General features: G+C 44.9%; 24 protein-coding genes and 1 other RNA gene. 18 read left to right on the forward strand and 7 right to left on the reverse strand.

What is annotated here, in order from left to right; all coding sequences use genetic code 11:
- Positions 1-2 precede the first annotated feature (2 nt).
- Both GJQ68_RS14760 and GJQ68_RS14765 read left to right on the forward strand, forming a co-directional pair.
- Positions 3-770 (forward strand): zinc ribbon domain-containing protein, encoded by a 768-nt coding sequence (locus GJQ68_RS14760; RefSeq protein WP_162418026.1) that lies wholly within the window; start codon positions 3-5, stop codon positions 768-770.
- Positions 771-875: 105 nt separating this feature from the next.
- A complete protein-coding gene (locus tag GJQ68_RS14765; RefSeq protein WP_162418027.1) occupies positions 876-1,286 on the forward strand; it encodes a hypothetical protein in 411 nt (136 codons plus the stop codon).
- Here the strand turns inward: GJQ68_RS14765 and GJQ68_RS14770 are convergent.
- Positions 1,276-1,905, reverse strand: coding sequence for a histidine phosphatase family protein (locus tag GJQ68_RS14770; protein WP_162418028.1), 630 nt, complete (start codon positions 1,903-1,905; stop codon positions 1,276-1,278). The two genes, GJQ68_RS14765 and GJQ68_RS14770, sit on opposite strands and share 11 nt — an antisense overlap.
- A 53-nt stretch (positions 1,906-1,958) precedes the next feature.
- Here GJQ68_RS14770 and GJQ68_RS14775 point away from each other — a divergent pair, with 53 nt between their 5' ends.
- The 10 genes from GJQ68_RS14775 (at position 1,959) to GJQ68_RS23680 (ending at position 10,204) form a co-directional block, all read left to right on the forward strand.
- A complete protein-coding gene (locus GJQ68_RS14775) occupies positions 1,959-2,378 on the forward strand; it encodes a hotdog fold thioesterase (RefSeq protein WP_162418029.1) in 420 nt (139 codons plus the stop codon).
- Positions 2,379-2,383: 5 nt separating this feature from the next.
- Positions 2,384-3,589: a chorismate-binding protein gene (locus GJQ68_RS14780; protein WP_162418030.1), complete on the forward strand. Its 1,206-nt coding sequence runs from the start codon at positions 2,384-2,386 to the stop codon at positions 3,587-3,589.
- The gene (menD, locus tag GJQ68_RS14785) at positions 3,586-5,292 is read left to right on the forward strand and encodes a 2-succinyl-5-enolpyruvyl-6-hydroxy-3-cyclohexene-1-carboxylic-acid synthase (protein WP_162418031.1); all 1,707 of its coding nucleotides are present in this window, start codon (positions 3,586-3,588) and stop codon (positions 5,290-5,292) included. The genes GJQ68_RS14780 and menD overlap by 4 nt, the downstream gene beginning before the upstream one ends.
- A gap of 87 nt (positions 5,293-5,379) precedes the next feature.
- Positions 5,380-6,261, forward strand: coding sequence for an inositol oxygenase family protein (locus tag GJQ68_RS14790; protein ID WP_162418032.1), 882 nt, complete (start codon positions 5,380-5,382; stop codon positions 6,259-6,261).
- 72 nt (positions 6,262-6,333) lie between these two features.
- On the forward strand, positions 6,334-7,908 hold the full coding sequence (locus GJQ68_RS14795; protein WP_162418033.1) for a solute:sodium symporter family transporter: 1,575 nt from the start codon (positions 6,334-6,336) through the stop codon (positions 7,906-7,908).
- Between the two features lie 539 nt (positions 7,909-8,447).
- A complete protein-coding gene (locus GJQ68_RS14800) occupies positions 8,448-8,801 on the forward strand; it encodes a type II toxin-antitoxin system RelE/ParE family toxin (RefSeq protein ID WP_162418034.1) in 354 nt (117 codons plus the stop codon).
- Complete coding sequence (locus GJQ68_RS14805; RefSeq protein ID WP_162418035.1) at positions 8,788-9,087, forward strand: helix-turn-helix domain-containing protein; 300 nt, start codon at positions 8,788-8,790, stop codon at positions 9,085-9,087. Before GJQ68_RS14800 ends, GJQ68_RS14805 begins: the two co-directional genes overlap by 14 nt.
- Before the next feature lie 518 nt (positions 9,088-9,605).
- Entirely contained in the window at positions 9,606-9,896 is a 291-nt protein-coding gene (locus GJQ68_RS14810; RefSeq protein WP_162418036.1) for a nucleotidyltransferase family protein, read from the forward strand.
- Entirely contained in the window at positions 9,889-10,098 is a 210-nt protein-coding gene (locus tag GJQ68_RS23545; protein WP_202927948.1) for a HepT-like ribonuclease domain-containing protein, read from the forward strand. Before GJQ68_RS14810 ends, GJQ68_RS23545 begins: the two co-directional genes overlap by 8 nt.
- A 34-nt stretch (positions 10,099-10,132) precedes the next feature.
- Positions 10,133-10,204, forward strand: coding sequence for a hypothetical protein (locus tag GJQ68_RS23680; protein WP_394351316.1), 72 nt, complete (start codon positions 10,133-10,135; stop codon positions 10,202-10,204).
- Between the two features lie 414 nt (positions 10,205-10,618).
- Here GJQ68_RS23680 and GJQ68_RS14820 read toward each other — a convergent pair whose 3' ends face one another.
- The 6 genes from GJQ68_RS14820 to GJQ68_RS14845 form a co-directional block, all read right to left on the reverse strand.
- The gene (locus GJQ68_RS14820; RefSeq protein WP_162418037.1) at positions 10,619-11,710 is read right to left on the reverse strand and encodes an agmatine deiminase family protein; all 1,092 of its coding nucleotides are present in this window, start codon (positions 11,708-11,710) and stop codon (positions 10,619-10,621) included.
- On the reverse strand, positions 11,700-12,575 hold the full coding sequence (locus tag GJQ68_RS14825; protein WP_162418038.1) for a carbon-nitrogen hydrolase: 876 nt from the start codon (positions 12,573-12,575) through the stop codon (positions 11,700-11,702). Before GJQ68_RS14825 ends, GJQ68_RS14820 begins: the two co-directional genes overlap by 11 nt.
- A gap of 60 nt (positions 12,576-12,635) precedes the next feature.
- Positions 12,636-13,778 (reverse strand): 1-acyl-sn-glycerol-3-phosphate acyltransferase, encoded by a 1,143-nt coding sequence (locus GJQ68_RS14830; protein ID WP_162418039.1) that lies wholly within the window; start codon positions 13,776-13,778, stop codon positions 12,636-12,638.
- 156 nt (positions 13,779-13,934) lie between these two features.
- Complete coding sequence (locus GJQ68_RS14835; protein WP_162418040.1) at positions 13,935-14,543, reverse strand: 3-keto-disaccharide hydrolase; 609 nt, start codon at positions 14,541-14,543, stop codon at positions 13,935-13,937.
- Positions 14,544-14,578: 35 nt separating this feature from the next.
- On the reverse strand, positions 14,579-15,925 hold the full coding sequence (locus GJQ68_RS14840; protein ID WP_162418041.1) for a Gfo/Idh/MocA family protein: 1,347 nt from the start codon (positions 15,923-15,925) through the stop codon (positions 14,579-14,581).
- Positions 15,926-16,284: 359 nt separating this feature from the next.
- Positions 16,285-16,617, reverse strand: coding sequence for a hypothetical protein (locus GJQ68_RS14845; protein ID WP_202927949.1), 333 nt, complete (start codon positions 16,615-16,617; stop codon positions 16,285-16,287).
- 150 nt (positions 16,618-16,767) lie between these two features.
- Here GJQ68_RS14845 and ffs point away from each other — a divergent pair.
- From ffs to GJQ68_RS14875, 6 genes are all read left to right on the forward strand, one after another.
- An RNA gene (ffs, locus tag GJQ68_RS14850) (signal recognition particle sRNA small type) lies at positions 16,768-16,860 on the forward strand.
- Between the two features lie 84 nt (positions 16,861-16,944).
- Positions 16,945-17,601, forward strand: a complete 657-nt coding sequence (gene fsa / locus GJQ68_RS14855) for a fructose-6-phosphate aldolase (RefSeq protein WP_162418042.1) — start codon at positions 16,945-16,947, stop codon at positions 17,599-17,601.
- Between the two features lie 63 nt (positions 17,602-17,664).
- Positions 17,665-17,868: a fructose-6-phosphate aldolase gene (locus GJQ68_RS14860; protein WP_162340048.1), complete on the forward strand. Its 204-nt coding sequence runs from the start codon at positions 17,665-17,667 to the stop codon at positions 17,866-17,868.
- A gap of 1 nt (position 17,869) precedes the next feature.
- Positions 17,870-18,583 (forward strand): cell division ATP-binding protein FtsE, encoded by a 714-nt coding sequence (locus tag GJQ68_RS14865; RefSeq protein ID WP_162418043.1) that lies wholly within the window; start codon positions 17,870-17,872, stop codon positions 18,581-18,583.
- Between the two features lie 187 nt (positions 18,584-18,770).
- Entirely contained in the window at positions 18,771-18,956 is a 186-nt protein-coding gene (locus GJQ68_RS14870; RefSeq protein ID WP_162340046.1) for a CPXCG motif-containing cysteine-rich protein, read from the forward strand.
- Positions 18,957-19,026: 70 nt separating this feature from the next.
- Positions 19,027-19,551, forward strand: a complete 525-nt coding sequence (locus GJQ68_RS14875; RefSeq protein WP_162418044.1) for a hypothetical protein — start codon at positions 19,027-19,029, stop codon at positions 19,549-19,551.
- Positions 19,552-19,563: the final 12 nt, after the last annotated feature.

Here is a 19,563-nt window from a genome sequence, read left to right on the forward strand (position 1 = left end):
ACATGGAAAGTCCAGTCGCACAAAAACTAGAAGCCATCCTCAATCTTCAGAATATTGATTCCCGTCTAGATGCCATTTTTAAGGTCAGGGGGGCCCTTCCGGAGGAAGTCCAGGACTTAGAAGATGAAATTGTAGGCTACGAAACCCGACTGAACAAATTCAATACCGATATTGAAGCGAAGGAGGCCGAGATTAAGAAGAATAAAGATGCCATTAAGGAATCTGAGAAGCTGATCAAAAAGTACCAGGAACAGCAGATGAACGTGCGAAATAATCGGGAGTACGATGCCATCACCAAAGAATTGGAACTGCAGGATCTGGAAATTCAAGTATCTAAAAAGAAAATCGCAGAAGCTCAGGTACGAATAGAAGAAAAGCAGCAAGATATTGCAGATCTGAAAGAAATCCTTGACGATCGGCAAAACGACCTGGATCAAAAGAAGGGGGAATTAGATACCATCGTAGCAGAAAGCGAATCCGACGAAAAGAAGCTTAAAACCGAACGGGAAAAAGCCGCCAAGAAAGTGGAAGATCGCCTCATCAAATCGTATGATAAAATCCGAAACAACGCTAAGAATGGATTGGCTGTAGTTTTGGTAAAACGAGGGGCCTGCGGTGGCTGTTTCAATATCGTTCCTCCACAAAGGCAAGCCGAAATTCGCGAACGGAAAAAAATTATCGTCTGCGAACACTGTGGCCGAATTCTGGCAGGAGTGGAAGATGAAATCGTAGAAGAACCAACTCCAAAAAGAAAGCGAAGCAAAGCTTAAAATTTCCTAAATACCAAAACCGGACATGCTCCGGTTTTTTCTTTTTTGGTTAGATCCAAAAACTTTTGTTGTTTCGTATATGTTTATTCCATATATTTCCAAACAATGAAACAGCTGATCTACACCCTATTATTCGTTTGCCTTACGCATCTCTCAATCGCCAAGGAGGGTCCCCAAAAAACCTTTTTGATTATTTTTGATGAGGCCGAGCTGGAATTGTATCAATCCAGTGCCCAAAAGATGGAATTGAGTTTTCTGGATGCCTTTAAAACCAAGGTATACGTGGGAAATTCAGAACACGCTTTGTTTGTTACCGTTCCCTTTTCGGATTGGACCGTTTGCGAGATGGGAAAATCGCTCGTTCGCCTATCTGACAAAAGCGAAATTCCGCTGGAATCCATTGCGTTCCGCATCATCGACATGAATGAGTGTCAGGAAAATTTTCAGGCCCTGCTTTCCGAATCCAAGGACCAGGGATCACAAAAAAAAGTGGCAACCATCAAACTCAGCTTATAGGGGCTGTCTTTTTTAATGGGGAAGGGTGGTATTTATCCAAGGTCAGGCTTCCATCTTCCTCCACATGCAATTCGTAGCAGCATAGATTTTCGTGCCTGAATACATCCATATACCTAAGATCATAGCCCAACAACAGTGTCATTAAGATTCGAATGGCTCTACCGTGCATGCAGATCAGCAGGTTATTTCCCCCTGTCGACAGAATGTGATCCATGGCCCGTTTTAATCGCTGCACCACGTCAATGGGCGACTCCCCACCGCCTATTTTATGTTCCAGCTCCCCGGCGGACCATTTCGCAAGCATGTTGAGGTAATATTGGTTTTCGTCATGATCCATAGGAAGCCCTTCGTAATCTCCCCAAGAGATCTCATTCAGATCGGAAAGTTCCTCCTGATACATATCCGGAGTCAAAAACTTTTCAATGGACTGCCTGGTTCGTATCAGGGAGGAGTAAAAAACCCGGTCAAACGGAATATGCTTGAAATTTTGAAAGAATAGTTCCGCTTGCTTTCTCCCCGTTTCGTTTATCGGGGCGTCTATTCCACTTCCCTGTACCACCCCTTTGAGGTTGAAATCTGTCTGTCCGTGGCGCACCACGTAAATTTTTTTACTGCTCAAGATTCTCTATTTTTGAATTTGGATTCAAAGAAAAAAATTTTATCCCATAAAACATGCTATTTAAGAAAAAACCCGACCTGGATTTTTTAAATCAGATGGGAAAAGGCAACCTGATCGGATTTCTGGGCATCCGCTACACGGCCGCTGGCGAGGATTACCTGGAAGCAGAAATGCCGGTGGAAGCCAAAACCAAACAGCCATTTGGCCTGTTACATGGAGGAGCAAACGTGGTATTAGCCGAAAGCCTGGGATCAGTAGCGGCCTTGCTAACCCTGGATGAAGAAGGTGCTTATCCTGTAGGACTCGAAATTAATGCTAACCACCTAAAATCTGTAAAAGAAGGCAAGGTTACAGGAAGGGTGTCTCCCCTGCACATTGGCAAAAGGACACAGGTATGGGAAATAAAAATTAACGATCAGGAGGGAAACCTGACCTGTATCAGCCGGATCACCCTGGCTATTATCCGAAAGTAAATCCGATGGATACACAAAACATTGCAAAAAATACCACCCGGGAGCTGTTCCTGGAATCCTTTATGGCGGAAGCCTTTCGCGAAGGATGTCCGTTCGCTGTGTGGAAAAAACCAGGCCAGCCACTGGTGGAGATGATTATGGATAAGGATCCACAAGCCTATTCCCGTCCAAACCTGGACCTGGACGAATTGCCGGGGGGCTTTATGATACACCCGTTCCAGAATTCTGAAATCCATGATCAAGTATACGTAAAAGCCTCTCGCTACGAACGGTTTATGCTGGGAGAAGCATCCCCCGCCGCCGAAGAGGAGTGGAATTCCAATGAATCGATACTGGAGGGATCCGCTACTATTGTTAGAAATAAAATTGCCTCTCTCCCGGAAGCACCCAACAGTACCCCTTCCAACAAAGAAAACTTCCTGGCTACCGTCGCAAAGGCCATTGATCGTATTCAATCGGGAGGATTCTACAAAGTGGTGCCCGCCCGCTTAAAAAAACGACAACTCCCCCCGGATTTTGACTTGGCCCGGGTATTTCTGGAATTATGCGAAGCCTATCCCAGCGCCTTTGTCAATTGTTTTTATAGTGAAACCAGTGGATGCTGGATCGGTGCCAGTCCTGAGACCCTTATCCGAACCAAGGGCGATCTTTTCTACACCATGGCCCTGGCAGGCACCCAGAAAGCGCAGGGAGATAACCCCTTAAAAAACGCCGCCTGGACGCAGAAGGAAATCGAAGAACAAGCCCTGGTAAGTCGTTACATTGTCAACTGCTTTAAAAAAATCCGGCTTCGGGAATACCAGGAACTGGGGCCTAAAACCTCCGTAGCGGGTGGTTTACTTCATTTAAAATCCGAATTCCTGGTGGATATGAAGGCAACCAACTTCCCCCAACTCGGATCGGTCATGTTGGAGTTATTACACCCTACTTCTGCCGTTTGTGGCATGCCAAAGGAAGATGCCCTGGCTTTTCTTAAAGCGGAAGAGGGTTTTGACCGCTCTTATTTTTCCGGGTTCATTGGCCCCGTAAATCTAAATGGGGAAACCAGTCTTTTCGTGAACCTTCGCTGCGCCAAATTGGAAAACAACCAGGCACTTCTTTATGCCGGTGCAGGGATTACGGAAGATTCCGTCCCGGAAAAGGAATGGGAGGAGACCGAGCTAAAATGTGACATTATCGGAAAATTCATCCAAACCACCAAGCCCCATTGATACTTCCTCAATTAACTCATTTAGCCTCTATCTGTGCCAAAAGTGGTGTCACGCAGGCGGTATTATCGCCTGGTTCCAGATGTGCTCCGATTTCTCTGGCATTTATCCGTCACCCTGAAATCCACTGCCGGACCATACCTGACGAGCGATCGGCTGCCTTCATAGCGATGGGAATGGCCCAGCAACTTCAAAAACCCGTGGTGTTGGTTTGCACCAGTGGTTCGGCTGCCTTAAATTACGCACCAGCCATCGCCGAAGCGTTTTACCAACAAATCCCATTACTGGTACTGACTGCAGACCGTCCGCCAGAATGGATCGACCAATGGGACGGCCAAACCATTCGGCAGGAAAACCTCTATGGGCAACATGTAAAAGAAAGCTTCACCTTTCCTGACGAGGCACAGCTTCCCGACAAGTTATGGCATGCCAAACGCATCGTAAAAGAGGCCCTGGTCCTTTCCAAAAGTCTTCCCATGGGTCCGGTACACATAAACATTCCGGTGAGGGAGCCTTTCTACCCCTTGCCTGAGGAGAAGTATGCTTTTGAAGTGACCGACCTCGAACCGCCGCTGGAAATACAGACAGGCCTCAGCACCTTTGGGGAGGAGGCCATACAGAAGATCCGGGCCCAATTGGTGAAATACCGGAAAATCCTACTTCTTCCTGGCCAGCAGCGGCCAAATCGGGCAATCAAAACCTTACTGGCTGATATTATTCGTAAACAACAGGCCGTCCTGGTGACGGATGTGATCAGTAACCAGGTACAGGAAGGTGCCATCATCCACCACGATTTTTTTATTAAGGACCCCGAAACCCAAAAAGAAATGGCTCCGGAACTTGTCATTAGTTTTGGGAAATCCATCCTATCAAAGGCAATGAAGCAGTTTCTGCGTAAGAGCCAGGCCACTCACTGGCACGTGCAACCCGCCGGTAGGGTACCGGATCCTTTTCAAAAACTGGGGCAGATCATCCGCGTGCATCCCGAATACTTCCTGGAGTATTTCTCAAACGAACAAGGACCGGCAGATCCCGTTTTTATTCAAAGCTGGAGTCAAAAAAACGAAGCCCTGCAAAACGGTATTCAGGGCCTGCTGGAGAAACAGGCTTTCGGGGAACTGCTGGCACTGAAACGGGTGTTAGCCAGACTGCCTCCCTTCGGGAAGGTACATTTGGCCAATAGCCTGGCCGTGCGGAATGTGAATAGACTGGGCCTGCCGGAAAAAGACCTGGAGATTATCTGTAACCGGGGGACCAGCGGAATTGACGGCTCCTCAAGTACTGCGGTTGGCTGCACCTTCACCACCAAAGAAAACGTCACCCTGATTACCGGTGACATGGCGTTTTTTTACGATAGAAATGCCTTCTGGCATCAGTACCAACTAACAAATTTGAGGGTGGTGCTCTTTAATAATCACGGAGGGGGTATCTTCCGAATGATCGAGGGGCCGGCCGAACAACCGGAGTTGGAAGAGTATTTTGAAACCCACCAGAAGCTTAGCGCAAAACACCTGGCGGCGGAAATGGGATTCGAATACCGGTTGGTCCGGGATACCGCTGCCTTGGAAGAATGCCTGGAAACCTTTTTCCAAAAATCACTCCACCCAAAAATCGTAGAAATAGAAAGTAGCAGTGAAAGCAATACCCGTACCCTGAAAATGCTTCATGAATCCATACAAAAATTTCTGACCGATCGTAATTTGTGAACAATTATTTTGAAAATTATTAGTTAGGTAATAAAATACAGGTTGTTTTTTTCTAAATTTAAACCACTGAATAAAATCTTCTGAATCATGACCAAACAATATACGGATAAGGAAAAAGCCCCATTGGGAAATATAGAAGAATGGGAAGACGATTTAAAAGTTCGTTACCCAAAACCCAAGGCCGAACAAGCCAAAGGCAAACAGGATTACCGAAACTACCACGATTCGGAGCGGGTAGACACGGTACGGGAATTTTACCGCTTAAACCATCAGTATCAAACCTATGATTTTGTAAGCCAAAAGCAGCAGGATTACCTGAAGTTTGACAAGAAAGAAATGCCCTTTTGGGAGGCCATTGATTATCTAAATACCCTGGTAGACGACTCGGACCCGGATATCAACCTGGATCAGTTGCAGCACCTCTTGCAAACTTCGGAAGCCATTCGTGCCGATGGACATCCGGATTGGTTTGTCCTGACCGGTTTTATCCACGATATGGGAAAGGTATTGTGCCTCTTCGGGGAGCCCCAGTGGGCCGTTGTGGGTGACACTTTTCCGGTGGGTTGTCGCCATTCGGACAAAATTGTTTACCCGGAGTTTTTTGAGGAAAACCCCGACGCTTCAGACGAAAGATTTAACACCAAATTTGGGATTTATGAACCCAACACCGGCTTGGATAACGTAAAAATGTCCTGGGGACATGACGAGTATCTTTACCAAATGGTAAAGGATTACTTGCCGGAACCGGCACTGTACATGATTCGGTACCATTCTTTTTATGCCCAACACCGGGAAGGTGCCTACGATCACCTTCTAAATGATCACGACAAGGAGATGTTTAAATGGGTAGATAAATTCAATCCTTACGACCTGTACTCGAAAGTACCGGTACCGCCGGATGCAAAAGCACTAAGACCCTATTACGAAGATCTGGTTGCTAAGTATTTGCCGGCAACCCTTAGATTTTGATTTCCTTTTTTCCAAAATAACGTATTCATTGCTGCCTGGAACGGATCCCGGGCAGCAATTTAATTTTCACCCATGCTTACAGCCCTGACCTTTGTTGGATTCACGTTATTCGTGGCTATTTTTTCCTGGTATAAATTACGAAAAGACGATATTCGCTCCAGAGACGGCTATTTTTTGGGTGGCCGTTCGCTCACGGGAGGCGTAATCGCCGGATCCATGATATTGACCAATATATCTACCGAGCACCTGATAGGGCTGAATGGCTCTGCCTATAAAAACGGCATGATCATCATCGCCTGGGAAGTGACCAGTGCGATTGCATTGGTGATTGCCGCATTGTACTTCCTGCCCATCTATTTAAAGATGGGGCTGACCACCATCCCCCAATACCTGGAAAATCGCTACGACAGCAGCACCAAGACCTTGGTAGCCTTTTTACTGATGGTATCCTTTGTGGTTACCCTGCTGCCCATCGTATTATATACCGGAGCCATCAATTTAGAAAGCATTTTTAATGTTTCCGAGGTTTTAGGCGTAAGTTTATCCGAAGGCATCTGGATCACCGTCATCACCATCGGGGTCATTGGATCGGTATATGCGATTTTTGGAGGATTGAAGGCCGTGGCCTTATCGGATTCGATCAATGCCATTGGCCTGGTTATCGGAGGGCTGATGGTTCCCATTTTTGCACTATGGGATATCGGAGAAGGCAATATCCTAACAGGCATGAGCAAGGTATATGCGTATGCCCCGGAAAAATTCAATGTGATCGGTGAAGCAGACTCGGTGCTTCCCTTTGGGACCATTTTCACCGGATTGATGATCAATCAACTCTATTTCTGGGGGATGAACCAAACCATTATCCAACGGGCTTTTGGAGCAAAAAACATGGCGGAAGCCCAAAAAGGGCTACTATTAACGGGAATGTTCAAAATTTTTATCCCCCTGATCATCGTGTTGCCAGGAATCATTGCCTACTATTACTACAGCGATACCTATTATGACAATCAGGATTTCATCTATCCGGTACTGCTCACACGGGTGATGCCGGTAGGTCTTTTGGGGTTCTTTGCTGCGGTGGTTTTGGGTGCCATATTGAGTACCTTTAATAGCGTACTAAATTCCGCCGCGACGATTTTTAGCCTCGACATTTATAAAAAACTGATTCATCCGGACTGTACCGACAAGCGACTGGTCCGGGTGGGGCGCTTGAGTTCCCTGGTCCTGGCCTTATTTGCCATAGGCATCGCCCCCTTGGTGGGAAACGCTCCGGAAGGGCTTTACCAACTTATGCAACAACTCAATGGCATTTTCTTTATTCCCATTGCCTCCGTTTTGATTGCCGGTTTTTTCATTCCAAAAGTAACCGCCCGGGGAGCTAAAATTGGATTGATCACGGGGCTGAGCTTCTACCTGCTGACCAGCTTTGTTTTGGATACAGGTATTCACTTCATCCATATATGGGCCATTGAATTCGTGATGAACCTGGTACTGATGATTGCCATTAGCCATTATTTCCCGGGAAAGCCCAATACCTATGTCAGCAGACCACCGGTGCTGGAAATGAAACCCTGGAAGTATGCCAAACCGGTTTCCGCCGTTCTCTGCCTGGTGACCTTGTTGATTTATATCTGGCTGGGAAGTTAAATTTACCCTGCTGTCAGTTCAAGAACGGATAGGCCGACTACCTGGATGTGATCAACAGGCCAGTCCAATGCCTTGTCATCAGAGCTGGACTACACTAACCTAAAGGTACAACAACTGCAAAGCATCGCCAGCTTGTACCGGGCCCTTGGCGGTGGTTGTAGCACCTACAAAGAAATGGCTCCAGCCGGATAATGCCGGCAGGAATTTTTTTTTGCTTTTCCCATTGGAAGGACGAATAATCAATCTAAGACCTGCCTAAGGTTAAGAAAGCATACGCCCCATTTTCGGATCGGAAACAGGCCATTGGCGGTACATTCCTTTGTTTGAACAAGGTTTTGACATCAGAAAGGATACTTTTCCGATGAAATTAAAGAAATTATTAGTAATATTAAACCCTGACTATAGGTTCGTTTTATGAGGGAATTCAACTGGATTTGGTAAGATATGCCTGATTTTCTCAGTGTTATAATAGGTTTAGAGTGCATTAAAATAAGTCTACGTTCTTGGAAAATGTTATCTTTTGAGATAACTTTGTGCTTATGGTCAGGAAGATTATTTTTTACGAAAACCACTTTATGGAGTTTTACCAAGACCAGGATGAAAAGGTCAAGAGTAAGATTCAATATGTTTTTGAACTGATCAAGCAAGTGGAAAGGGTGCCCAAAAAGTTCCTCGATCATATTAAAGGAACTGATGGGCTATTTGAGGTACGTGTGGAATACCAATCAAATATCTATAGGATATTTTGTTGTTTTGATGAAGGAAGGTTGGTGGTTCTCTTCAACGGTTTCCAGAAGAAAACCCAAAAGACACCAAAAAAAGAGATCGAGAAAGCCGAAAGGTTAATGAAGGAATATTTTCAATCAAAGAAACAAAACCATGAAAGATTATAAGGATATCAAAACATTCGATGAACTGATAGAATTGGAGCATGGAAAAATCGGGAGCGAAAGCCGAAATAAATATGAAGAGAACGCCCAGATGTTTATCGTCAGCGAGATGTTGAAGGCGGCAAGGAAGGAAGCCAACATGACCCAGGAGCAGTTGGCCGAAAAAGCTGGGACGAAGAAAAGTTATATTTCTAAACTTGAAAATGGAAAAGGGAACATACAGCTGTCGACCTTGATCAGGATTTTCGAACAAGGGCTTAATAGGAGAATTGGTTTAACTTTCCTATAAAATGAAAGGAATAACGCAATCGAGTGGATGGCCGCAAGTCATAAGCCTGCGGAGCCCCCCTCACAATTTATCCCGACCATCGCGACCACCCGGGTGCGACAAAAATAGGATTCTCCCGGCAAATTGGCAGAATCCAATGCGTAATCTAAGTGGAACTTGGCAAGGCTCTGGGGACAGCCAGCCCCGACAACACGGGGTTAGCCCTACGTAAAGAGATACCTTAAAATCGGTACAGGCTACTCTTAGGGATCCGTACAGGCATTTCACCCGTTGGAACGGTCAACTTTTTGACCTATATTCACCATTTAAAAGGCGCACACATTGGCGATAGCAAATGCGGGGAGCTGACTACTAAAATTGAAGATGTCGCAACTACACAACATTAGGTCGGTCGGACAACGATTCGATTTCAAAACCCACACTTGCCAGGGCCGTTGGGGGCAATGGTATAAAAAACCGCACCAGGGCTGAAACCGGAAATACAAACGATTTTTCAATAATTTCGTACTTTTGGGAATATGAAGTCATTGCAAGACATTCAGGGTACTTTAGTTGAACACAAGGATCAATTGTTTTCAAGCTATCCCATTGAATCTTTGGCAATTTTCGGGTCGTTTGCCAGGAATGAACAAGATGATGATAGTGATCTGGACATTATTGTTGAATTCAACGATAAAATTGGAATACGATTCATTGATCTTGCTGATGAACTGGAAAATTTAATCGGATTCAAAGTCGATTTAATTTCAAGAAAAGGGATCAAAGACAAATATTATAAATCAATCGCATCCGATCTTATTTATGTCTAAAAGAGATGTCAATTTACTCCTTGAAGACATGCTTGAATCAGCTAAAAAGATCAAGCGATATACCGCAGATTTATCATTTGAAGATTTCCTTAAAGATGAAAAGACTATTGATGCCGTCGTACGGAACTTTGAAATTATTGGAGAAGCAGCCAATAGAATAGATCCAGATTTCAGAACTAATAATTCGGGGATTCAGGAATAGGATTGTCCATGATTATTTCGGAATTGATAATGAAATTGTCTGGGAAATAATTGTGAATAACCTAAACGAACTTATAGATTGGCTTGAAACCATAATCACCCAGTAAAGCAACTCCCTCAACTACTACATGCCCCCAGCCGAGTGGATGGCCTTAGGCCTGCGGAGCACCCTCCACGATTTATACCGATAATCGGGACCACCGTAGTGTGACAAGAAGTCTCTTTGATAACTGCTTGACGTTTGATGAACGATGAAACTTTGTGTTAATTGCATTGGCAGGAGATTTCGTGCCTGGAGGTAAGTTCATGCGGTAGGTCCAACAGTAAATTAAATTTAAATCCCTCGCTTTTTTAGGACTTACCAGAATGAAAATTGTTCGGGAACCAAGCACTGAAAGTGCGCAATATCAAAACATAGGGTGTAGCCCTATGAGAAACATCGACTTCCGCAAATCAAGCCCTGCAAGGGCGAAATATATTTCCCTACCGAGCTAAAAGGGATTCCGTTTTATGAATCCGGATCACAAATACGCCGGCTCCTGCTGGCTGAGGCAATGGAAGGAGCCCAGCCCCCAGATCAAATCCCAGGAATCTACTCCCACCACCTCTCGGTCCGGAAAACAGCCGCTGATTATATCCAGGGCCTTTTCATCATTTTTATCCCTGTAAGTGGGCACAATCACATGCTTATTGGCTATGTAAAAATTGGCATAACTGGCAGGTAAGCGGGTATCTTCGTAAATCACAGGAGAAGGCATGGGTAATTCTACAATCTCCAATGAACGCCCATCCAACAGCCGGAAAGATTCCAGCCGCTTCAAATTCTCTTGCAATAAGGTATAATTTTCATCCTTTTTATTGGACTCGACGACCGTTAGCACCTTATTTTCACTAACAAAGCGCGTAATATCGTCTACATGCCCATCTGTATCATCGCCTACAATCCCATCTTTTAACCAGAAAATCTGTTTCAACCCGTAGTAATCTCTCAGGTAGGTTTCTATTTCTTCCTTTCTCAAATGGGGGTTTCGGTTGGTGTTTAGCAAGCAGGCCTCCGTGGTAATAACCGCCCCCTTGCCATTAAAATCAACCGAACCACCTTCCATGATAATACCGGGTCGAAAACAGGGAAGCCCTAACTTAAGCGCCACCTTTTCGGGAATTAAATTGTCCAGATCGTATGGGGGATACTTATCTCCCCAGGCGTTATATCCCCAGTCCACGATGGCCTTGCTCATGCCAGGCTGGGAGGGAATCAGAAAAGCCGGGCCATGGTCACGGCACCAGGCATCGTTCGTGGGGAAATGATGAAACTGAATCCGATCCATTGGCACTCCAGCCTGGTCAAGATGACCTTCCGCAAAGTGCTGCATGTTTTGATCCGCAACCAGGATGTTTACCCGTTCGCTTTGGGCCAGATAGGCCACAAATTGGGCGTAGGCCGGGTATATAAGTTGGATTTTACCTGGCCAGGAAGCTTCTTTGTGGGGCCAGCTAAGCCAGGTGGCCTCGTGGGGGTGAAACTCCGCAGGAAAGAAGTATCCCAAATCGGCAGGCCGAAGCGGATCTTTATCGGAGAGGTCTTTAAAAAAGTATTTCGGATCAATCTTCATCCAAAAAGCGCTTGAGAATGGGGTCATAACTATCGATGCGCCTATCCCTGAGGAACGGCCAGTGCGTCCGGTACCGATCCGATTGGGTCAGGCTTACTTCCACTACCTCCACCTGTTCCTCCAAATGGGGGGCCTGGTATACCACTTTTCCAAACGCATTGGTTACGAACGAGCCTCCCCAAAATTGTACTTCTCCCTCCATTCCAGTTCGGTTTACGGCCACTACGGGAACCCCGTTTGCTACGGCGTGTGATTTCTGAATGGTTTGCCAGGCTTGGTATTGTTCCTCGTTGGTGTCAGCATCCTGGGATTCATGCCAGCCGATAGCGGTGGGATAAAATAATATTTCAGCACCCATCAGGCTGGTAATCCGTGCCGCTTCCGGATACCATTGGTCCCAGCAAATCAACACGCCCAATTTCCCAAACCTGGTGGAAAAAACTTTATACCCCAAATCGCCGGGCGTGAAATAAAATTTTTCGTAAAAACCCGGATCATCCGGAATATGCATTTTTCGGTATTTACCAAGGTACCTTCCATCTGCATCTATTACGGCAGTGGTGTTGTGGTAGATGCCTTCTGCTCGTTTTTCGAAAAGGGATACCACCAACACCAGTTCCAGTTCCCGGGCCAGCACGGAAAAGGTTTCCGTAGAGGGTCCGGGAACCTTCTCTGCCAGCGCGAAATTCTCATATTCCTCTAAATCACAGAAGTACAGGGATCGGAAAAGTTCCTGTAAACAGACGACCTGTGCCCCTTCACTGGCCGCTTTTCGAATGGCCAGCTTGGTTTTTTCCAGGTTTTGATCGGTATCGGCACTGCAGCTCAGCTGTACCAAACCTATTTTTACGCGCTTTTCTTTCAAGGGATTACGAGTAGTTAGTGGTGGAAATTAGTGGATTTCTTTTCTATTGTGTTGGACTCCTTATTTGGGAGCTAACTGTTTCAAATTGTCATTATGAATTACAGGGTTGGCATACATGGAAAGGAAATTCTTTACGGCCATTGGGTTATCCATTTCTACCCCTCTTTGAATCCGTTCCTGAAACTCTTGTTTTTCTTCAGAAGTGTACTGATGCCGGTGTTCGTCCGATTGATTCAACAGGTCAAGGGCAATGTAATTCGTAGGCCATAGCCGATAATTTCGTACGATGACCTTGTCCAGCTCCTCTACCAATAACTGAAGTTGTTTATTGACACTACTTTCTTTTTCAAAAATAGTATTTATTTCTTCATCCAGAACTTTTCCAACGGAAATATGAATCCGCTTTTTTTGTCCCATAATCCCACTCATAAGGGTTCGGAAATCCTCATTTTTCTGCTTTACGTAGGTTTCTTCCCTTGCTTTAGCCAGAAGTTCGGGCATTTTCAAGACATCGGTCGGATCATTTTCATAAGAAATGGATACAGGAACAATTTTAAGTTTCAGGAAATAATCTTTCAACGAAAGGTTTTCACATCCTTTGGATAGCATTTTTAGGATTCCTTTCTGCGTGAGGTCAAGTCCGTCCTTCGTTCTTCCCTCCCGTTGGGCAATCCAAACAGATCGGTTTTGGGAAAAGATAGCCTCTCGAATGTATTCTGAATTTAATCTGGAAAACTCCAGCATCGCTTTGCTACTCAGCCCCCTATAGACTATAAAGTTACGGGTGAGTCGCGAAAGTGACTTTAGAAATGGTTTTTTCACCAAATTATCGCCGATCGCTGAGGTGGTCATCAACAAGCCATGCTCGTACAAGGTGGCGTTTAAAAGGGAAGTGTCGAGAATAATATCCCGATGATTGGAGATAAACAAATAGGCTGTATTCGGCTCTAGCTTTTCGAAGCCAGAAGTGGTAAGACCATCAGAAGTGAGGTCCAGCACTTTTCGAACAGAATGATAAATAAAGTTAATTTGAAAATCCCTGATGGAATGTGTTTTTAAAAGTTGCTCGGTCCATTCCCTTTCATCCTTATCCGGAAAAGTAAAATTCATCATCGCCTTCATCATGGGATGATCGGCGACTTCCTTTAACGCATTGTTGACTTCACTATCATAAAAAGGCCTTATGGAATCAAATTTAGACATATAGTATCTTTTAACAGGGTGCAAATTACGAAAAATGCCCCAAAGATTCCTTCCTTTCGTCAAACAATAGTCCTGATACCAAAAAAGGCCCCGTTACAGGGGCCTTTTTTGATTCATTTTTGCGGTTAGCTTTTGAAAGCGCAACCGGTATGGGATTTAAAGTTCCTTTACTTCAATATCCTTCCAGGAGATCTTCAAGCCTCCGCCACTGTGGATTTGCAGGGCTATCTGTCCCTCACCCTGTCCGATTTTCTCATCGGTGTAATCCACCATTTTCTTTCCATTCAGCCAGGTTCTCACCCGGTCTCCTTTTACCCTTATTTTAATATCGTTCCACTCACCAAACTTCAGATGCTTGTCTAATTCCGGATCTGGTTTGACAAGCCAACCTCTTCCATACGACTCGTATATACCACCTGTGTCATTGCCGGGAGGGGCGACCTCTACCTGCCAGCCGGATACCTTAGTTCCTTCGAAGGTGGACCGGAAAAAAATGCCGCTATTTCCATCCTGATCCTGTTTAAACTGTGCCGTCAGTTCGAAATCATCGTAATTTTCCTTCGTCCCCAGGTAACCGTATTCGGCATCGGGTCCACTTTCGGACACTAAAATCCCGTCTTCAACGTACCATTTTTCGGTGCCATAGATCGTCCATCCGGTAAGGTCTTCTCCATTGAAAAGTGCTTTTTGACCGTATGAGGTCAAAAACAGCCCCATTGCCATGGCCAGAAACAGACCGGATTTTTTTGCAAGTGTGTTCATCATTCTTCTATTTTTGTTTTTAGGTAAAAGCTATTTCGTTACACCAATTTCATTTCCACCGGATCCCAGGCAATAAATTCATCCTGAAAGTAGCTGTCATTACATAAAAGCGCCGGTGCAGCAGCTCTAAATGCAAAAACGGGATCTTCTGTCACCGTTCCATTTTCACGAATGGCGGCGAAAAAATTCCCAAAGTGGTCATAATGGGCTCCTTTATATCCGGGTTCCACTTTGTAAACCATTTCATTGGGAGGCAGTATACGTTTGCGATCAGCAGCCCTGCCACTCATTTGTGCCTGTGCTTCTAAAAAGGGATCGTCGCTGGATGCCTGCTGGTTGGTTTTGACCACTACTTCATCCCACTTCACATCCATAGATCCTTTGCTCCCCACAATTTTCAAGTAGGTGGACCCACTGGTACCATCTACAAAATTACATCGCAGGGACAAATTGAAGCCTGGGTGTTCCTTGCTGTCAGGATATTGGAACATCCCCAACAATACATCCGGAACCTCCCTGCCGTCTTCCCAGTACCTTAATCCGCCCATGGCGGAAACCTTATTGGGCCCAAGGGAATTGGTGATAAAATGCAAGCTGGTAAACAAGTGAACGAATAAATCCCCGGACATGCCGGTACCGTAATCCAGGTAATTCCTCCAACGGAAAAACCGAAGCGGATCAAATTCCCTGTCTGTGGTATTGGAAATGTAACGTTCCCAATCTACCGTTTGCGTAGAAGCATCCGCAGGTACATGGTACTGCCAGGCTCCTTCAGGAGAATGACGAGCCCAAAATCCCTCCGCGTAATTGATATCTCCGATCGCGCCCGATGCCAGTAACTCTTTTGCTTTTTCATTTCCCAGGCTGGAAATCCCCTGGCTACCTACCATGAAGACCTTACCGGAATTTTTCCAGGCATCGATCACCGCCTTTCCCTCCTCTACGGAATGAACCATGGGTTTCTCACAGTACACGTGTTTTCCCGCATTGAGCGCATCCACACTTATTTGCTTATGCCAATGATCGGGAGTACCAATCAATACGGCATCGATATCGTCTCTTTTTAAGATCTCTTTGTGGTCCTTTGTAAGAAACAGATGCTGCCCCCACTTTTCCTTTGCCGACTCTAATCGACCATCATACAAGTCACAAACTGCTACTACCTCCACATTTTCATGTTGGAGCGCCGTGTTCATGTCCTGAGTTCCCATAATTCCCGCACCTATCAGTGCGATTTTCAGCTCCCTGTCTGCAGGTTTTTGGGCCAAGCGCTTCATTGACTCCACCTTTCCCGGATGGGCTGCCCCAAACGCCGTCGGTGCAATAGCAGAGGCGGCACCTGCCATCCCTAATCTCTTTAAAAACTTCCTTCGGTTGTTTTCCATTTTTTTAAGTTTGATCTGATCGCTAATTAAATCTTAGGTTTTGCAGCTACCGGTAATATGCCTGCCTGAACAAACCATAAGGGTGGGTACGTCGGAAAAAGAGATCTGCAACAAATACCTGTTCGAACGACAACCTTCCCCGGGCAATATTTTGAAAAACCCGGAGGTTATCACCCGGTTTTTCGGGTAACTTTCACGATGTAACGCCAAGCTCACCCAACCAGTAACGTACAATTTTTATCAATAAGTCAAACTTAGTAAATTTTTTAGATTATCTTTTCTAAAAATTCATTTGTCAGGGACAAAAAGTAATGAATAGGGAAAACTGGCCTTCGGATTAGCGGAAAGCATTCGTCTATTTAAGGCATGCGCTGGTTGGGATTTTGGGAGTTTTGTTCGTAGGAGTCATTTTCATCCATCATTCGCTTGCGAGGCCATTGAGGAGTTAATTCCTTTTCTTCTAAACTCACCAATTCCCCATTTTCAAACGTGGCAAGTATGTAAAACCGCTCATCGTTGTTGACGCGATATACTTTTCGGTCTTCATTCAGCTGGCTGATGACAGCTTCTTTATTTTGTCGGAGAAACTTGCTTTCAGACATGCCCAACTGATAGGGAATTCTTGGCTGAAATAAGGCACATGAACCCATCAAAAAAATCAAACTTATGATACCAATCGATTTTGTCAACATATTTTAAAAGGTTTTGGGAAAACGTGTGTTCGTTATCCTTTGCAAAAAAGGCTTGCAATAATATTGCCAAAAAATATCGGTTTGACCCTAAAGGAATTAGCTATGGAGGAGGAAAAACTTTTGTTGATGAAAGAAATTTACCTACCTTTGTATTGAGCGGCACGACCAGCTCCTGCTGAATCCCCCAGGTCCGGAAGGAAGCAAGGGTAGGCGGTTGTAGCGGTGCGATGCCGCTTATTTTTTATCTTTTTATTAAACGCTCCCCTTCTTTTTGTTACTTTTGAATTATTATCCATTTTGTAATAAAACCAAACCTAATTTTCGCACATGAAATTCTTTATTGACACCGCAAATTTAAATGAGATCAAGGAAGCCTACGACTTGGGCGTATTGGATGGCGTGACGACTAACCCCTCGCTGATGGCAAAAGAAGGGATTAGTGGAACAGAGAAAGTCAGGAATCATTACAAAGCCATTTGTGATATCGTAGATGGCAACGTAAGTGCGGAAGTAATTGCTACCGATTTTGACGGGATCGTCAGCGAGGGCAAAGAATTAGCTAAAATTGATGACAAAATCGTGGTGAAGGTTCCAATGATTAAGGAAGGAATCAAAGCCATCAAATATTTTTCCAGCGAAGGCATCCGCACCAATTGTACCCTGGTTTTTTCGGCCGGACAGGCCATCCTTGCTGCCAAAGCAGGTGCCAGTTACCTTTCACCGTTTATTGGCAGGCTCGACGATATTTCTTTTGATGGATTGGATCTCATTTCACAAATCGTCCATATTTACCAGAATTATGGTTACGAAACCGAGGTATTGGCCGCTTCTATTCGGCATACCATGCATTTGGTGAAATGTGCAGAACTAGGTGCGGATGTGGTGACCTGCCCGCTTAAAGTCATCACCGGATTACTGAATCATCCGCTAACAGACAAGGGACTTGCTCAGTTTCTGTCAGACCATGCCAAGGCCAATGCATAATTGAATAGCAGGTGATCTTTCACCTGAAAGGTCACCTATCTCCAAAAATTAACCGGTCCGCCTATGTACATTATAAAAGTAAAAGGGAAAGCAAAAATCCCGGACTACATACAGATACGGGATGAGAATTTTGTATTGGTGGCCTATTTTAGAGCCGACCGGCCATTAAAGAACATTGAAAAATTCGGTCTGGAGGGAAAAGAAGCTGAACTAGAGCAATTGATCAAGGAGCTTCCTTTTGGCAAACTCAAAAAACTCAGCCTCTGATATGGTGTTTTCAAATGAGCCGGTAGTCAAGGTACAGGGGGCCTGTATTTTTCAGGGAATCAATACCATTCTAAAGGATGTAAATTTCTCCATAGAAAAAGACGAATTTATCTTTCTGATTGGCAGAACTGGAAGTGGAAAGAGTTCCCTGCTAAAAACCCTGTATGCCGACCTTCCCTTAATTATGGGAGAGGCCAAAGTGGCTGGTTTTTCCATCGAAAAAATCAAAAAGAAAGAAGTGCCCTTTTTACGCCGTAAATTGGGCATTGTATTTCAGGACTTTCAATTGTTTCCTGATCGGTCTGTGGCCGAAAACCTGTATTTTGTCCTTCGTGCTACTGGCTGGAAGGACAAACTCAAAATGAAAAACAGGATGATTGAAGTCCTGATGGGCGTGGGGTTGGGAGGAGCTGCCACGAAAATGCCCCACCAACTATCCGGTGGGGAACAACAGCGGGTCGTTATTGCCCGGGCACTGCTAAACGAACCCTCCATTTTGCTGGCAGACGAACCCACCGGAAACCTGGATCCGGAAGTATCGGATGGAATTTTTAAGCTTTTTCAGGAAATCAATAAGAAAGGTACCGCCATCCTTATGGCCACTCACAATTACGACCTGCTAAAAAAATATCCTTACCGAATCCTGAAATGTGAAAAAGGACAGGTTTTGGATAGCAAACTGACGACCATTTCCTTAAGTGGGACCGGTTTGTAGGAGAACCATCCCCCCTTCCAGTTCCCTTTCTTTACCGCTAGAAATAAGACTACCTGTATGAGGAACCTCATCCTGAAAAAGGCGTTGTCATTTCCGGTAAAAAACCAACCGAAAGAAAAAACCGGAGGATTTCGCAACTTTGTTTCCGGATTTTAGTAGACTAAAAAAAACTATCCCACGAAAAATAATGGAAATCGAACACTTTTTTCAATGTCCCTTTTGCTTTTCAGAAATATCCATGTTGCTTGACCCCAGCGTTTCGGACCAGGAGTATATCGAAGATTGTGAAGTGTGTTGCAATCCCATTCAGATCAGTTATGGGATGGAAAATGGCGAACTTCACTGGTTTAATGCATCTGGTGTGGAGCAATAAAATTTTCTGATTTTTTGGCTTGACTTTCATTTTCTTAGACCTATTTTAGAAGTAAAATAACGGTTTAGCTATGATAAAAAATTTACTGTTTGGTCTTATTTTTTGGACGGGAGTACAAGTTCAAACGGCCCATGGGCAGGTAGTGGAAGAAATAAAAACAGCCGGTCAGATTTACGCTTACGCTCAGTTACACGGCGACCATGAAATCCTGTTGGATTTTACCTATCCATCCTTGATCGAAAAAGCAGGAGGCAGGGAAGCCATGAGAGAATTATTAAAGCAGATTCAGGAAACCAAGAAGAGGCAGGGGCAGCGGTTGGCCTCCATGCAATTTGGGGAGGAAATACGGACGGTTCAGGTAAAAGATGAAGTTCATGCGATCGTACCTGTAAAGCAAGTCACAAAAGTGCCGGGGGGAACCCTGATCACGGAAAGCAATCTGATCGCCGTAGGCACCGAAAACCGAGAGAACTGGTACTTTATCGAAACCACCTCCCTGGAAGAAAATAACATTCAGAAAGTCCTGCCTAGTTGGGATTTCAGGCTTGCCTTGCCATTTAAAAAGCCGCCGGTCTTTAAAGAAGATAAACGCTAAATTAAAGCCTGA

This window comes from Cyclobacterium roseum (genome assembly GCF_010119225.1).
Classification (GTDB): Bacteria; Bacteroidota; Bacteroidia; order Cytophagales; family Cyclobacteriaceae; genus Cyclobacterium; species Cyclobacterium roseum.

Excerpts from the sequence above, each read along its gene's own strand:
- GJQ68_RS14840 (WP_162418041.1), bottom strand. The coding sequence starts at position 15,925 with ATGGAAAACAACCGAAGGAAGTTTTTAAAGAGATTAGGGATGGCAGGT.
- GJQ68_RS14760 (WP_162418026.1), top strand. The coding sequence starts at position 3 with ATGGAAAGTCCAGTCGCACAAAAACTAGAAGCCATCCTCAATCTTCAG.
- GJQ68_RS14860 (WP_162340048.1), top strand. The coding sequence starts at position 17,665 with ATGTACATTATAAAAGTAAAAGGGAAAGCAAAAATCCCGGACTACATA.
- GJQ68_RS14765 (WP_162418027.1), top strand. The coding sequence starts at position 876 with ATGAAACAGCTGATCTACACCCTATTATTCGTTTGCCTTACGCATCTC.
- GJQ68_RS14805 (WP_162418035.1), top strand. The coding sequence starts at position 8,788 with ATGAAAGATTATAAGGATATCAAAACATTCGATGAACTGATAGAATTG.
- GJQ68_RS14875 (WP_162418044.1), top strand. The coding sequence starts at position 19,027 with ATGATAAAAAATTTACTGTTTGGTCTTATTTTTTGGACGGGAGTACAA.
- GJQ68_RS14790 (WP_162418032.1), top strand. The coding sequence starts at position 5,380 with ATGACCAAACAATATACGGATAAGGAAAAAGCCCCATTGGGAAATATA.
- GJQ68_RS14775 (WP_162418029.1), top strand. The coding sequence starts at position 1,959 with ATGCTATTTAAGAAAAAACCCGACCTGGATTTTTTAAATCAGATGGGA.
- GJQ68_RS14810 (WP_162418036.1), top strand. The coding sequence starts at position 9,606 with ATGAAGTCATTGCAAGACATTCAGGGTACTTTAGTTGAACACAAGGAT.
- GJQ68_RS14835 (WP_162418040.1), bottom strand. The coding sequence starts at position 14,543 with ATGATGAACACACTTGCAAAAAAATCCGGTCTGTTTCTGGCCATGGCA.
- GJQ68_RS14865 (WP_162418043.1), top strand. The coding sequence starts at position 17,870 with ATGGTGTTTTCAAATGAGCCGGTAGTCAAGGTACAGGGGGCCTGTATT.
- fsa (WP_162418042.1), top strand. The coding sequence starts at position 16,945 with ATGAAATTCTTTATTGACACCGCAAATTTAAATGAGATCAAGGAAGCC.
- GJQ68_RS14830 (WP_162418039.1), bottom strand. The coding sequence starts at position 13,778 with ATGTCTAAATTTGATTCCATAAGGCCTTTTTATGATAGTGAAGTCAAC.
- GJQ68_RS23545 (WP_202927948.1), top strand. The coding sequence starts at position 9,889 with ATGTCTAAAAGAGATGTCAATTTACTCCTTGAAGACATGCTTGAATCA.
- GJQ68_RS14820 (WP_162418037.1), bottom strand. The coding sequence starts at position 11,710 with ATGAAGATTGATCCGAAATACTTTTTTAAAGACCTCTCCGATAAAGAT.
- GJQ68_RS14870 (WP_162340046.1), top strand. The coding sequence starts at position 18,771 with ATGGAAATCGAACACTTTTTTCAATGTCCCTTTTGCTTTTCAGAAATA.
- GJQ68_RS14795 (WP_162418033.1), top strand. The coding sequence starts at position 6,334 with ATGCTTACAGCCCTGACCTTTGTTGGATTCACGTTATTCGTGGCTATT.
- GJQ68_RS14780 (WP_162418030.1), top strand. The coding sequence starts at position 2,384 with ATGGATACACAAAACATTGCAAAAAATACCACCCGGGAGCTGTTCCTG.
- GJQ68_RS14800 (WP_162418034.1), top strand. The coding sequence starts at position 8,448 with ATGGTCAGGAAGATTATTTTTTACGAAAACCACTTTATGGAGTTTTAC.
- GJQ68_RS14845 (WP_202927949.1), bottom strand. The coding sequence starts at position 16,617 with ATGTTGACAAAATCGATTGGTATCATAAGTTTGATTTTTTTGATGGGT.